This window comes from Mycobacterium shinjukuense (assembly GCF_010730055.1).
In the GTDB taxonomy this organism is placed as follows: Bacteria; Actinomycetota; Actinomycetes; order Mycobacteriales; family Mycobacteriaceae; genus Mycobacterium; species Mycobacterium shinjukuense.
This window is the reverse complement of sequence record NZ_AP022575.1, coordinates 4198462-4211899: the sequence shown is the minus strand read 5'-3', so window position 1 is coordinate 4211899 and position 13438 is coordinate 4198462. Positions and strand designations below refer to the sequence as shown.

The following is a 13438-nucleotide window of genomic DNA, read 5'->3' as shown; positions in this document are numbered from 1 at the left end:
AATTAGCCGCGAGCGCCGACCGTGAAGTCGTGGCCCCACAGGCTGACCGCGGTGCTTTCCCGGGCGATCCAATCGCGATCGTCGACCTGTCTTCCCTCGCACCCGAATTCGACATCGAACCCGCCGGGTGTCTTCATGTAGAACGACAGCATCAGGTCGTTGACATGCCGGCCCAGGGTGGCCGACATGGGCACCTTGCGCCGCAACGCCCGGTCCAGGCACAGGCCCACGTCGTCGGCGTTTTCCACCTCGACCATCAGGTGCACGATGCCGCTGGGCGTCGGCATCGGCAGGAAGGCCAACGAATGGTGACGCGGATTGCAGCCGAAGAACCGCAGCCACGCCGGCGGCCCGTCGGCCGGGCGGCCCACCAGCTGCGGCGGCAACCGCATCGAGTCGCGCAGCTTGAAGCCCAGCACGTCCCGGTAGAAGTGCAGGGCCTCGGCGTCGTCGCGGGTGGTCAGCACCACGTGCCCCAGGCCCTGCTCACCGGTGACGAACCGGTGCCCGTATGGGCTGACCACCCGCCGGTGTTCCAGGGCGGCGCCGTGGAAGGCGGCCAGCGGGTTGCCCGACGGGTCGGCGAACAGGATCATCTCGTCCACTCGCCGTTCCGCCAGCTCGGCGGCGGTGGCTTCCTTGTACGGCGTGCCCTCCAGGTCGAGCCTGTTGCGGATCTCTTGCAGGCCTTCGGCATTCGCGCATTCCCAACCGGCCTCCGCGAGCCGGTCGTGCTCACCGGGCACGATCACCAGCCGGGCCGGAAAGTCGTCCATCCGCAGGTACAAGGCACCCTCGGTGGCGCCCTTGCCCTCGACCATGCCGAGGACCTTCAGGCCGTACTCCCGCCAGGCGGCCAGGTCGGTGGCCTCGATGCGCAGATAGCCCAGCGACCGGATGCTCATCTCGCACCTCCTAGGAAATCCGTGGTCAGCTTGTTGAACTCGTCGAACTTCTCCACCTGCACCCAATGTCCACATTGCCCGAACACGTGCAGCTGCGCACGCGGGATGGTCTTGAGCGCGACCAGCGCGCCGTCCAGCGGGTTGACCCGGTCCTCGCGGCCCCAGATCAACAGCACCGGCTGGCGCAGCCGATACACCTCGCGCCACATCATTCCGAGCTCGAAATCGGCCCCGGCGAACGAGTTTCCCATCGCCCGCGTCGCCGTCAGCGATTCCTCCGTGCTGGCCAGCGCGAACCGCTGGTCCACCAACTCCGGGGTGATCAGGCTCTTGTCGTACACCATGACCCGCAGGAAAGCCTCGAGGTTCTCCCGGGTGGGCGCGATGGAGAACTTCGACAGCTTCTTCACGCCCTCGGTCGGGTCGGGGGCAAACAGGTTGACACTCAAGCCTCCCGGGCCCATCAGCACCAGGCGTCCGGCCCGGTCGGGGTAGTCCAGCGCGAACCGCACCGCGGTGCCCCCGCCGAGGGAATTGCCGACCAGCGGGACCCGCCCCAGGCCCAGCCGGTCGAACAGCCCCTTCAGCGCCCTGGCAGCATAGCGGTTGAACTGGCCGTGCTCGGCGCGTTTGTCGGAGTGGCCATAGCCGGGCTGGTCGACGGCCAGCACATGAAATCGCCGCGCCAGCACCGCGATGTTGCGTGCGAAATTCGTCCAGCTCGACGCGCCGGGCCCGCCGCCGTGCAGCAGCACCACGGTCTGGTCGTTGCCCTCGCCGGCCTCGTGGTAGTGCAGCCTCAACGGTCCATCCACATCGACTTCCGCGAAGCGCGAGGTGGATTCGAACGTCAAATCCTCTGTCGCCGCTTGACTCACCGCAGTCACGCCTTAGACCATGGTGTCACCGGGAGGCAACCCGAACTCGTGGTTCCCGAAGATCACGTATGCCCGCTCGGGGTCGTTGGCGGCATGTACCCGTCCGGCATGAGCGTCGCGCCAGAACCGTTGAATGGGAGCGTCATTGGACAGTGCGGTGGCACCGGAGGCCTCGAACAGCCGGTCGATCGAGGCGATCGAGCGACCGGTCGCGCGTACCTGGTCACGACGCGCCCGGGCGCGCAGCTCGAACGGAATCTCCTTGCCGGCGGCCAACAATGCGTACTCTTCGCCGACGTTGCCGATCAACTGGCGCCACGCGGCGTCGATGTCGCTGGCCGCCTCGGCGATGCGGACCTTGGCGAACGGGTCGTCCTTGGCCTTTTCACCGGCGAACGCCGCGCGCACCCGCTTGCCCTGGTGTTCCACGTGCGCGGCGTAGGCGCCGTATGCCATGCCGACGATCGGCGCCGAGATGGTGGTGGGATGCATTGTGCCCCATGGCATTTTATAGACCGGTGCGGTGTTGGTCGCCAGCCCGCCGGCGGTGTGGTCGTTCATCGCCCGGTAGGACAGGAATCGGTGCCGGGGCACAAAGACATCCTTGACCACCAGCGTGTTGCTGCCGGTGCCGCGCAGACCGACCACGTACCACACGTCCTTGATCTCGTATTCGCTGCGCGGGATCAGGAAGCTGCCGAAGTCCACCGGCCGGCCGTCCTTGATGACCGGGCCCCCAACGAACGTCCAGGTGGCGTGGTCACATCCCGACGACCAGTTCCACGACCCGTTGACCAGGTAGCCGCCGTCGACCACGACCCCCGCACCCATCGGCGCATACGAGGACGAGACCCGCGTTCTCGGGTCCTCGCCCCAGACCTCCTCCTGGGCCCGCTGATCGAATTGCGCCAGGTGCCAGTTGTGCACGCCGACGATCGAGCTCACCCAGCCGGTGGAACCGCACGCGCTGGCCAGCCGGCGCGTTGCCTCAAAGAACAGCGTGGGATCGCATTGCAGGCCGCCCCACTGCTCGGGCTGCAGGAGGGTGAAGAAGCCGATGTCATCGAGCGCCTTGACGGTCTCGTCGGGCAGCCGGCGCAGATCCTCGGTGGCCTGAGCGCGGTCCCGAATCTCCGGCAGGAGATCATCGATGGCAGCCAAGACAGACTGCGCATCGCGCTGTTGAATGGACGTCACTTACGTTTGCCTCCTGGCGAGTGTGGACTTACCCAGAAGACTAGAACACGTTCCGATTTGTGTCGAGCAGGGTATTCCTGCGGCTGGTAGCGCTACGGATCGAGTTTTCTGTAACATGTTCTAGTTGCGGTTCCGGTTACCGCGGAAGAGAGGGCTTGGTCTTGACCGAGGCGACACCCGACGAGCCGCTCGGCGACCACGTTCTCGAACTGCAGATCGCCGAGGTCGTCGTCGAAACCGACGACGCCCGGTCGCTGGTGTTCGCGGTGCCGAGCGGGCCCAACGATCCGGTGATCCCCGCCGAGCGGCTGCGCTACGCGCCCGGTCAATTCTTGACGCTGCGCGTTCCCAGCGACCGCACCGGCTCGGTGGCCCGGTGCTACTCGCTGTGCAGCTCGCCGTTCACCGACGACGCGTTGATGGTGACCGTCAAACGAACCGCCGACGGATACGCGTCCAACTGGCTGTGCGACCACGCGCACGCGGGCATGCGCATCCACGTGCTGGCGCCGTCGGGCACCTTCGTTCCCAAAACCCTCGACGACAACTTCCTGCTGCTGGCCGCGGGCAGCGGGATCACCCCGATCATGTCGATCTGCAAGTCCGCGCTCGCCGAAGGCGGCGGGCAGGTGACGCTGATCTACGCCAACCGCGACGATCGCTCGGTGATCTTCGGCGACGCGCTGCGCGAGTTGGCCGCCAAGTATCCCGACCGGCTCACGGTGGTGCACTGGCTGGAATCGCTGCAGGGACTGCCGAGCGCGGGCGCGTTGGCCAAGCTGGCCGCCCCCTACACCGACCGGGCGACGTTCATCTGCGGGCCCGGCCCGTTCATGCAGGCAGCCCGGGACGCGCTGGCGGCGCTGAAGGTGCCCGCCGGGCGGGTGCACATCGAGGTCTTCAGGTCGCTGGACTCCGACCCGTTCGCGGCGGTCAAGATCGACGACACCGGCGACGACGCGCCGGCAACCGCGGTGGTGCAGCTCGACGGTGAAACCCACACCGTGTCGTGGCCGCGCAACGCCAAACTGCTCGACGTGTTGCTGGCCGCGGGCCTGGACGCACCGTTTTCCTGCCGCGAAGGCCACTGCGGCGCGTGTGCCTGCACGCTGCGCAGCGGCAAAGTGCACATGGACGTCAACGACGTGCTGGAACAGCAAGATCTCGACGACGGGCTAATTTTGGCCTGTCAATCTCGCCCGGAATCTGATTCGGTAGAAGTGACCTACGACGAGTAGTCGCGGCCGACGTTCACCCTCGACGTCAGCGGGAAGGGGAGCACGATGAGGCGGCTGATTCCGGGCCTTGCGATGGCCGCACTGATGGTGACGTTGCTGCCCGCCCCGCCGTCGGCGGCGGGCAGCAACACCGCCACCACCCTGTTCCCGGTCGACGAGACCACCCAGCTGGAGACCCACACCTTCGTCACTTGCCACCCGACCGGTAGCTGCGACTTCGTCGCCGGAGCGAACCTGCGCACACCGGACGGCCCCGCCGGCTTCCCACCCGGGTTGTGGGCTCGCCAAACCACCGAGATCCGTTCGTCAAATCGGCTGGCCTACTTGGACGCGCACGCCACCAGCCAGTTCGAGCGGGTGATGAAGGCGGGCGGGTCCGACGTGATTACCACGGTCTACTTCGGTGAGGGCCCGCCGGAGAAGTACCAGACCACCGGTGTCATCGACTCGACCAGTTGGTCCACCGGCCAACCGATGACCACCGTGAACGTCATCGTGTGCACGCACATGCAGGTGGTCTACCCCGGTGTCAACCTCACCTCGCCGAGCACCTGCGCGCAGACGAACTTTTCCTAGCGACGGGAACCGATGCGCTCGCGGGCCTGTTGTTAGCGCTGAAAAGTGCGAGTTGCCGGCACGCTAACTACAGCCTCGGCGAAGTGGGCGCACCGGGCTAACGCGGCAGCCCGAGCAGCCGCTCGGCGGCCACCGTGAGCAGGATCTGCTCGGTGCCGCCGGCGATCGTCAGGCACCGGGTGTTGAGGAAGTCGTACACCGCACGGTTCTCCACCAGGCCGCCGCCCTCGGACACGTCCATCAGATATTCGGCCAGCGCCTGCCGATAGCGGACCCCGATGAGTTTGCGCACGCTGGATTGCGCGCCCGGATCCTGGCCGCCCACGGCCAGCTGGGCGATGCGCTGGTCCAGCAACGCACCGACCTGGGCCAGCACGATCAACCTCGCCAGCCGGTCCTGCTGGGCCACGTCGAGATCGACCTCGGCCAGCACCGTGAGCAGCTCCTCCATCGGGTTGCCCAACGCGGTGCCGGTGGCCATCGCGACCCGCTCGTTGGCCAGCGTGGTGCGGGCCAGCCGCCAGCCGTCGTTGACCGCGCCGACCACCAGCTCGTCGGGCACGAACACGTTGTCCAGGAAGACCTCGTTGAACATCGCGTCGCCGGTGATCTCCCGTAGCGGCCGGATCTCGATTCCCGGTGATGTCATGTCCACCAGGAAGTAGGTGATGCCCTGGTGTTTCGGAGCGTCGGGATCGGTACGCGCCAGGCACACTCCCCACCGCGCCACGTGCGCCTTGGATGTCCACACCTTCTGCCCGGTGAGCCGCCAGCCGCCGTCGCAGCGCACCGCCTTGGTGCGCAGCGAGGCCAGGTCAGAACCCGCCTCCGGCTCGGAAAACAGCTGACACCAAAGGAATTCACCGCGCAGGGTGGCGGGCACGAACCGCTCGATCTGCGCGGGCGTGCCGTGTTCGAGGATGGTCGGCGCCGCCCACCAGCCGATCACCAGGTCCGGCCGCTCGACGCCGGCCGCCGCCATCTCCTGATCGATCAGCAGCTGCTCGGCGGGCGAGGCACCGCGTCCATACGGCGCGGGCCAATGGGGTGCCAGCAGCCCGGCATCGGCCAACGCCGGCTGGCGCTGTTCCGGGGGCAGCGCCGCCACGTCAGCGACGGCCGCGGCGATCTGTGGTCGCAAGCTCTCCACCTCGGACAGGTCGATGCCCAGACGACGACGCACGCCGTCGCGGGTGAGTGCCGTCACCCGGCGCAGCCAGCGCTCCGTTCCGCCGAGGAACCGGCCGATGCCGTGGGCCCGACGCAGGTACAGATGCGCGTCGTGCTCCCAGGTGCAGCCGATGCCGCCAAGCACCTGAATGCAGTCTTTGACGTTGGCCTTCGCGGTGGCAATGCCGACGCTGGCGGCCACGGCCGCCGCAAGGGAGAGCTGGCGGGGGTCGGATTCCGCGGCGGCCCGGGCCGCATCGGCGGCGGCGGCGTCGGCCTGCTCGGCGCGGCACAGCATCTCCGCGCAGAGGTGCTTGACGGCCTGGAAGCTGCCGATCGGCTTGCCGAACTGCTCCCGCACCTTGGCGTAGGCGACCGCGGTGTCCAACGCCCACCGGGTGACCCCGGCGGCCTCCGCGGCCAGCACGGTTGCGGCCAGGTCCTCGACCCGCTGGCCCGACGCGGCCAGCACGGTGACCGGTGCCGACGTCAGCACCACCGTCGCCAACGGGCGGGAAAAGTCGGTGGCCCGCAGCGGCTCGACCAGCACCCCGTCGCTGGCGGTGTCGACCAGCAGCCAAGCCCCGCCGGCCGGTAGCAGCAGCACCCCGCCGGGTGCGGCGCCCAACACCCACGGCAGGGTGCCCGATGCTCGCATGGTCTGGGCGTCGAACCGCACCTCACCGTCAAGACCTTCAAGCGCCAGCCCGGCGAAGCGTTCTCCGCGGGCTAGCGCCCCCAGCAGTTCGGGGTCGGTGACGATCAGAGTCGCCACCGCGGTGGTCGCGACCGGCCCAGGCACCAATGCCTTGGCCGCCTCCCCGACCATCGCGCATAGGTCCTCGACGCTGCCGCCGGCACCGCCGCGGTCCTCGGCAACCGCGACCCCGAACAGCCCGAGATTAGCCAGACCCGCGAACACCGGCCGCCAGGCGTCGGCGTTGCCGTGTTCCAGCTCACGGACGGCCGCCGTCGCGGCCTCCCCGGCGACCACGGTGCGCGCCCAGTCTCGCACCAACTCGCGTGCCGCGAAGTGTTCGTCGGCGACGGTCGCTACCACCGCGGTCCTCCGAATCGTCAAATTCACCTGGCTTGAGCATGCCCGGGAACCATTCATGGGCACTAGAACGTGTTCTAATAGTGCATGCGATCAACCGTCAAGTCGACCGGTATCGCGGCAGTACACGTGGTCGTCCCGGCCACGGGGAGGTGAGAAATTAAGCCACAGCACGCGTATCGTTTGCGAACGCTCGGCCCGGGAGAGGAGTTGCCCGCCAGATGTCGCCAGCGAACACCAACCCGGCCCACGCCGCTGACACCCGCCCTCGCGAGGTCGTGAACGTGGCGGTCCTGGCCGAGTCGGACCTGGGTTCGGAGGCGCAGCGGGAGCGCCGCAAGCGCATCCTGGACGCCACCATGGCCATCGCGTCGAAGGGTGGCTACGAGGCGGTGCAGATGCGCGCCGTGGCGGATCGGGCCGACGTCGCGGTTGGCACCCTGTACCGGTACTTCCCATCGAAGGTGCATCTGCTGGTTTCGGCGCTGGGCCGGGAATTCAGCCGCATCGACGCCAAGACCGACCGGTCCGCGATGACCGGCGGCACCCCGTTCCAACGGCTGAATTTCATGGTCGGCAAGCTCAACCGCGCGATGCAGCGCAATCCGCTGCTCACCGAGGCGATGACGCGTGCCTACGTCTTTGCCGACGCCTCCGCGGCCAGCGAGGTCGACCAGGTCGAGAAGTTGATCGACTCCATGTTCGCGCGCGCCATGGCCGACGGCGAGCCAACCGAGGAGCAGTACCACATCGCACGGGTGATCTCGGACGTGTGGTTATCGAACCTGCTCGCATGGCTTACCCGGCGGGCTTCGGCCACCGACGTCAGCAAGCGTCTGGACCTGGCGGTGCGCCTGCTGATCGGCGACCAAGAACGCGCCGGCTAGGTCGAATCGCCCCACTCCTCCGCACGCCGCCTCGCGGCGCGCATCGTCGCCGGGCTGGGCCGAATCGCCCCGCTCCTCCGCACGCCGCCTCGCGACGCGCATCGTCGCCGGGCTGGGCCGAATCGCCCCACTCCTCCGCACGCCGCCTCGCGGCGCGCATCGTCGCCGGGGCTAGGCCGGTGGGCCCGCGGTACGACCCCGGATCAGCTCGGTGTCCAGCAGCTCGACCACCGGCAGGCCGGACCGCGGCGGCTGCAGCACCAGCTCACCGGCCCGGCGGCCCTTCCGTAAACTCGGCTGCGCCACCGTGGTTAGGCCCCGGCTGATCGCTTCCGGCACGCCGTCGAACCCGGTGACGGTCATCTGCCCCGGCACGTAAACGCCATGTCCGCGTAGGTAATCCATGGCCGACAGGGCCAGTATGTCGGCGGTGCACAGCAGCGCGGTGATCCGCGGGTTGGCCTGAAGCGCCACCTTGGCGGCGGTCCCGCCCGACGTCGGCAGGTGCTCGTAGCTTTCCACCACCGTCAGCGCATCCGGGTCGACGCCGGCTTCGGCCATCGCCTCCCACACCCCGATGATGCGTTCCCGCTGCACGTCGAAGGTCGGCGACTTCAACCGCTCGGCGTCCACCAGGCCTTGACGCCGATCCCGACCCAGCCGCATGGTCAGCAGGCCGAGCTGGCGATGCCCCAGGCCGAGCACATAGCCGGCGAGCTCGCGCATCGCCGCGCGGTCGGCGATGCCCACCCGCGACACCCCGGCGAGGCCCTTGGGCTGGTCGACCACCACCACCGGCAGTCGGCGCTGAAGCACCACCTGCAGGTAGGGGTCGTCGTTGCACACCGAATACACCACGAAGCCGTCCACCCCGGCGCCCAGCACGGCGGCCGTGCCGTCCTCGATGCTCCGGCTGGGGCCGACGGCCACCAGCAGCAGGCCCTGGCCCAGCTGCTCGCAGGATTGCGCCACCCCCGCGACGAAGTCGCGGGCCGCCGGGTCGCTGAAGGAATAGGTCAGAGCCTCGGTCATCACCAAACCGACCGCACCGGCCTTGCGGGTGCGCAACGATCGTGCGACCGGGTCTGGTCCCGCGTAACCCATCCGCTTCGCCGTGGCAAGCACCCGCTCACGCAGCTCGGCGGAGAGCTGATCCGGTCTGTTGAACGCATTCGAGATGGTGGTGCGTGACACCTTGAGCTCCGCCGCCAACGACGCTAGGGTCGCGCGCCTGCGGGGTGTCGGACTCACGTTCGGTGAGGCTACCGCGGGTGCTGCGCTCACGTGAGCCAGCCGGGCCGGTCTCGATGTTCGTCGCGATCATGCCGGCCGTTTTCCTGGTTGCCCGCCGGCGCCCGGGGCACGGCGTTTATGCTGGTCGCACGCGGTGTCGAGGCGGTTGTGAGGGGAGTGCACGGTGCGCAAGCAGATCGCGGCGTTCGGTGTCGCTTTCGCCGCGCTGGCCGGTGCAAGCCCGCTGGTCGTCGGTTGCACCAACGTCGTCGACGGGAGCGCCGTAGCCGCCGACACGTCCGGACCGGTGAACCAGGCTCCGATCGCGGTTTCCGCGCTCGAGCGGCTGCTGCTCGACGTCGGTCAGATCAACAGCCAGCTAGGTGCGACCTCGATGAGGGTGTGGTTCAGCACCAGGGCGATGTGGGACTGGAGCCAGAACGTGGCCGACAAGAATTGCCTGGCCGTCGACGGCCCCGCGCAGGACAAGGTCTACGCCGGCACCGGGTGGACCGCCATCCGCGGACAGCGGCTCGACGACAGCGTCGACGACTCCAAGAGGCGCAAGCACTACGCCATTCAGGCGGTGGTCGCCTTCCCGACCGCGCGTGACGCCAACGCCTTCTACGACTCGTCGGTGCAGAGCTGGACTGGCTGCGCCAACCGGCGATTCGCCGACGTCGCCCAGGGGCAGCCCGACACCATCTGGACGGTGGCCGAGGTGACCAACCACAACGGCATGCTCAGCACCTCACAGGTCCAGGAAGGCGGCGACGGCTGGACCTGCCAACGAGCCCTGACGGTCCGCAACAACGTCTCCATCGACGTCGTGGCCTGCTCCTACAGCCAAACGGGTGCGGTCGCTGTCGATATCGCGAACCAGATCGCGGCCAAGGCCGCCAAGCAGTAGGCCGCCGGCAGACCATGGCCGGCTGATGCGGCTCAAACCCGGTCGTCCCGACCTTGGACGGTATTCGGACAAGTTCACCGTGCCCGCGGCGCCACCCGATTCGCCGCTGTGGGTGACCTGGATGGGCGTGGCGACGCTGCTGCTCGACGACGGGTCGTCGGCGCTGATGACCGACGGCTACTTCTCCCGCCCCGGTCTGGCGCGGGTGGCGCTTGGCAGGGTGGCGCCGTCACCGGCGCGCGTCGACGGCTGCCTGGCCCGGGCCAAGGTGTCCGCGCTGGCGGCCGTCATCCCGGTGCACACCCACATCGACCACGCGATGGACAGCGCGCTGGTCGCCGACCGCACCGGCGCACGGCTGGTCGGGGGTGAGTCGGCGGCCAACGTGGGGCGCGGATACGGGCTGCCCGAGGACCGGTTGATCGTGGCCGTGCCGGGTGAGCAGATTACATTGGGCGCCTACCACGTAACGCTGGTGCGGTCACAGCACTGCCCACCCGACCGGTTTCCCGGTGCGATCAGCGCGCCGCTGACACCGCCGGTGAAGGCGTCGGCGTACCGCTGCGGTGAGGCGTGGTCGACGCTGATCCACCACCGGCCGTCGGGGCGGCGGCTGCTGATCCAGGGCAGCGCCGGTTTCCTAACGGGCGCACTGGCCGGCCACCGCGCCGAGGTCGTCTACCTCGGCGTCGGCCAACTCGGCCTGCGGCCGCCGGAATATCTGGTGGACTACTGGACCGAGGTGGTGCGCGCGGTGGGCGCCCGCCGTGTGGTGCTGATCCACTGGGACGACTTCTTCCGCCCACTGTCAAAGCCGTTGCGGGCGTTGCCATATGCCGGCGACGACCTCGACGTGTCGATGCGCATCCTCGACCAGCTGGCCGCCGCGGACGGTGTCGCGCTGCACCTGCCGACGGTGTGGCAACGCGAGGACCCCTGGCTGTGAGCGCGAGCAGACGCAAAAGCCCCCGAATCCGGCCGGATTCGGGGGCTTTTGCGTCTGCTCGCCCACTAACTTCTGCGCTGACGGGCAATTTCGGCCAGCACCACCCCGGCGGCCACCGAGGCGTTCAGCGACTCGGTCTGACCCGACATCGGGATGGACACCACCTCGTCGCAGTGCTGCCGCACCAACCGCGACAGCCCCTTGCCTTCCGAGCCGACGACCACCACCAGCGGATCGCTGCCGTCCAGGTCGTCCAGCGCGGTGTCGCCGCCGGCATCCAACCCGACCACACGTAACCCTTGTTCGGCCCAATCCTTCAGGGTCCTGGTGAGATTGCTGGCCCGGGCCACCGGAATCCGAGCCGCCGCCCCGGCGCTGGTGCGCCAGGCCACCGCGGTCACCGACGCGGAGCGTCGTTGCGGGATCAGCACCCCATGACCCCCGAACGCGGCCACCGAGCGCACGATGGCGCCCAGGTTGCGGGGGTCGGAGATGTTGTCCAACGCGACCAGCAACGCCGGCGGTGCGTCGAGTGCGGCCGCGAGCAGCTCGTCGGGATGGGCGTAGCGGTACGGCGGCACCTGCAACGCGATGCCTTGATGCAGGTGGTTGGCGGTCATCCGGTCCAGGTCGGCGCGCGGCACCTCGAGGATCGAGATGCCCAGATCGGCTGCCCGGGACACGGATTCGGTCAGTCGCTGGTCGGCTTCGGTACCGAGCGCGACGTACAGCGCGGTGGCCGGGACGCCGGCGCGCAGACATTCCAGCACCGGGTTGCGGCCCAACACGGTCTCGGTTTCGTCAATCCGACCCCGTGCCCGCCGGCGTGGCTGCGAAGCGGCCCGCTTCGCAGCCGGATGGTGCGGCCGCAGATGCGCCGGCGGTGTGGGACCGCGGCCCTCCAACGCGCGGCGGCGCTGGCCGCCTGAGCCGACGCTTGCACCCTTCTTGGTGGCGGACTTGCGAACCGCGCCCCGGCGCCGCGAATTACCGGGCATGCGCTTGTTGCCACTTGCCGTCACCACCCAGCGACCACTGCGGCCCGTCGGCGGTGTCGGTGACCTCGATGCCGGCCTTCTTGAGTCGGTCCCTGATCTCGTCGGCCAGCGCCCAATTGCGTTGCGCGCGGGCCCGTTCCCGGTTTTCCAGCTCGGCCCGTACCAGCACGTCGACCGCGGCCAGCGCCGCCGAGGTTTCGTCGCGGGATTCCCAACGCTCGTCGAGGGGGTCGCAGCCCAGGATGCCCATCATGGCCCGGATCGCGCTGGCGCAGCACATCGCGCCGTCGTGGTCGCCGGCATCAAGGGCCCGGTTGCCTTCGGCGCGCGCGTGATGAATCTCGGCCAGCGCAATCGGAACCGAAAGGTCGTCGTCGAGCGCCGCGGCGAAGCGCGCGGTCCACTGTCCCGGAACGACGGCACCCACCCGGGTGCGCACGCGGTGCAGGAATTCCTCCACCCCGACATAGGCCTTGACCGCGTCCTGCAATGCGGTCTCGGAGAATTCCAGCATCGAGCGGTAGTGCGCGCTGCCCAGGTAGTACCGCAGTTCGGCCGGCCGGACCCGCGCCAACATCGCCGGTATCGACAACACGTTGCCCAGCGACTTGCTCATCTTCTCCCCGCCCATCGTCACCCAGCCGTTGTGCAACCAGTAGCGGGCGAACTCGTCGCCGGCGGCGCGGCTCTGCGCGATCTCGTTCTCGTGGTGCGGGAAGATCAAATCCATTCCGCCGCAATGGATGTCGAACTCTGGTCCGAGATAGTTGCGGGCCATCGCCGAGCATTCCAGGTGCCAGCCCGGACGTCCGCGGCCCCACGGCGTCGGCCAGGACGGCTCGCCCGGCTTTTCGCCCTTCCACAACGTGAAGTCGCGCTGGTCGCGTTTCCCGGGCGCCACACCCTCGCCCTGATGGACGTCGTCGATCTTGTGCCCGGACAGCTGACCGTACTCCGGGTAGCTCAGAACGTCGAAGTAGACGTCGCCGCCGCCGGTATACGCGTGGCCCTTGTCGATCAGGCGCTCGATCAGCTCGATCATCTGGGTGATGTGTCCGGTGGCGCGCGGTTCGGCCGACGGCGGCATCACGTCCAGCGCGTCGTAGGCCGCGGTGAACGCGCGCTCGTAGGTGGCCGCCCACTCCCACCACGGCCGGCCCGCCGCGGCGGCCTTGTTCAGGATCTTGTCGTCAATGTCGGTCACGTTGCGGATGAACACGACGTCGTATCCGCGCGCGAGCAGCCAGCGTCGCAGGATGTCGAAGGCCACCCCACTGCGGACGTGGCCGATGTGCGGCAGGCCCTGCACCGTGGCGCCACACAGGTAAATCGAGACCTGCCCTGGGTGCAGCGGAACGAAGTCACGCACGGCGCCGGTCGCCGTGTCATGGAGCCGCAAGCGGGCCTGCTCGGTCACGACGTGCCAGCTTACCTGGCCAATTG

12 protein-coding genes are annotated in these 13438 nt (G+C 68.7%); 5 read left to right on the top strand and 7 right to left on the bottom strand.

Annotated elements, in window-relative coordinates; all coding sequences use genetic code 11:
- Positions 1-2: 2 nt before the first annotated feature.
- From hsaC to hsaA, 3 genes are read right to left on the bottom strand one after another with little or no spacing between them, the layout of a single operon-like run.
- Positions 3-905, bottom strand: a complete 903-nt coding sequence (hsaC, locus tag G6N20_RS19060) for an iron-dependent extradiol dioxygenase HsaC (RefSeq protein ID WP_083047282.1) — start codon at positions 903-905, stop codon at positions 3-5.
- Positions 902-1783, bottom strand: a complete 882-nt coding sequence (gene hsaD, locus G6N20_RS19055; RefSeq protein WP_083047284.1) for a 4,5:9,10-diseco-3-hydroxy-5,9,17-trioxoandrosta-1(10),2-diene-4-oate hydrolase — start codon at positions 1781-1783, stop codon at positions 902-904. Before hsaD ends, hsaC begins: the two co-directional genes overlap by 4 nt.
- A 12-nt stretch (positions 1784-1795) precedes the next feature.
- Positions 1796-2980: a 3-hydroxy-9,10-secoandrosta-1,3,5(10)-triene-9,17-dione monooxygenase oxygenase subunit gene (gene hsaA / locus G6N20_RS19050; protein WP_083047286.1), complete on the bottom strand. Its 1185-nt coding sequence runs from the start codon at positions 2978-2980 to the stop codon at positions 1796-1798.
- 161 nt (positions 2981-3141) lie between these two features.
- Between hsaA and G6N20_RS19045 the strand changes: the two genes are divergently transcribed.
- On the top strand, positions 3142-4218 hold the full coding sequence (locus tag G6N20_RS19045; RefSeq protein ID WP_083047311.1) for a ferredoxin--NADP reductase: 1077 nt from the start codon (positions 3142-3144) through the stop codon (positions 4216-4218).
- 45 nt (positions 4219-4263) lie between these two features.
- Entirely contained in the window at positions 4264-4794 is a 531-nt protein-coding gene (locus G6N20_RS19040; protein ID WP_083047288.1) for a hypothetical protein, read from the top strand.
- A 97-nt stretch (positions 4795-4891) separates the two neighbouring features.
- Here G6N20_RS19040 and G6N20_RS19035 read toward each other — a convergent pair whose 3' ends face one another.
- Positions 4892-7024: an acyl-CoA dehydrogenase gene (locus tag G6N20_RS19035; protein WP_083047290.1), complete on the bottom strand. Its 2133-nt coding sequence runs from the start codon at positions 7022-7024 to the stop codon at positions 4892-4894.
- Between the two features lie 281 nt (positions 7025-7305).
- Between G6N20_RS19035 and kstR the strand changes: the two genes are divergently transcribed.
- The gene (gene kstR, locus G6N20_RS19030) at positions 7306-7908 is read left to right on the top strand and encodes a cholesterol catabolism transcriptional regulator KstR (RefSeq protein ID WP_142271974.1); all 603 of its coding nucleotides are present in this window, start codon (positions 7306-7308) and stop codon (positions 7906-7908) included.
- 171 nt (positions 7909-8079) lie between these two features.
- On the opposite strand, the gene G6N20_RS19025 is transcribed toward kstR, so the two are convergent.
- Entirely contained in the window at positions 8080-9159 is a 1080-nt protein-coding gene (locus G6N20_RS19025) for a LacI family DNA-binding transcriptional regulator (RefSeq protein ID WP_083047295.1), read from the bottom strand.
- A gap of 178 nt (positions 9160-9337) precedes the next feature.
- Here G6N20_RS19025 and G6N20_RS19020 point away from each other — a divergent pair, with 178 nt between their 5' ends.
- Together G6N20_RS19020 and G6N20_RS19015 are read left to right on the top strand one after the other, a co-directional pair.
- Positions 9338-10051, top strand: a complete 714-nt coding sequence (locus G6N20_RS19020; protein WP_372516420.1) for a sensor domain-containing protein — start codon at positions 9338-9340, stop codon at positions 10049-10051.
- 25 nt (positions 10052-10076) lie between these two features.
- Positions 10077-10997: an MBL fold metallo-hydrolase gene (locus tag G6N20_RS19015; RefSeq protein WP_083047299.1), complete on the top strand. Its 921-nt coding sequence runs from the start codon at positions 10077-10079 to the stop codon at positions 10995-10997.
- 65 nt (positions 10998-11062) lie between these two features.
- On the opposite strand, the gene rlmB is transcribed toward G6N20_RS19015, so the two are convergent.
- Entirely contained in the window at positions 11063-11995 is a 933-nt protein-coding gene (rlmB, locus tag G6N20_RS19010) for a 23S rRNA (guanosine(2251)-2'-O)-methyltransferase RlmB (RefSeq protein WP_083050586.1), read from the bottom strand.
- The gene (gene cysS / locus G6N20_RS19005) at positions 11985-13412 is read right to left on the bottom strand and encodes a cysteine--tRNA ligase (RefSeq protein ID WP_083050500.1); all 1428 of its coding nucleotides are present in this window, start codon (positions 13410-13412) and stop codon (positions 11985-11987) included. The genes rlmB and cysS overlap by 11 nt, the downstream gene beginning before the upstream one ends.
- Positions 13413-13438 lie beyond the last annotated feature (26 nt).

Bases quoted from the DNA above. Each gene is read 5' to 3' on its own strand.
- G6N20_RS19040 (WP_083047288.1), top strand. From the start codon at position 4,264: ATGAGGCGGCTGATTCCGGGCCTTGCGATGGCCGCACTGATGGTGACG.
- rlmB (WP_083050586.1), bottom strand. From the start codon at position 11,995: ATGCCCGGTAATTCGCGGCGCCGGGGCGCGGTTCGCAAGTCCGCCACC.
- G6N20_RS19015 (WP_083047299.1), top strand. From the start codon at position 10,077: ATGCGGCTCAAACCCGGTCGTCCCGACCTTGGACGGTATTCGGACAAG.
- hsaC (WP_083047282.1), bottom strand. From the start codon at position 905: ATGAGCATCCGGTCGCTGGGCTATCTGCGCATCGAGGCCACCGACCTG.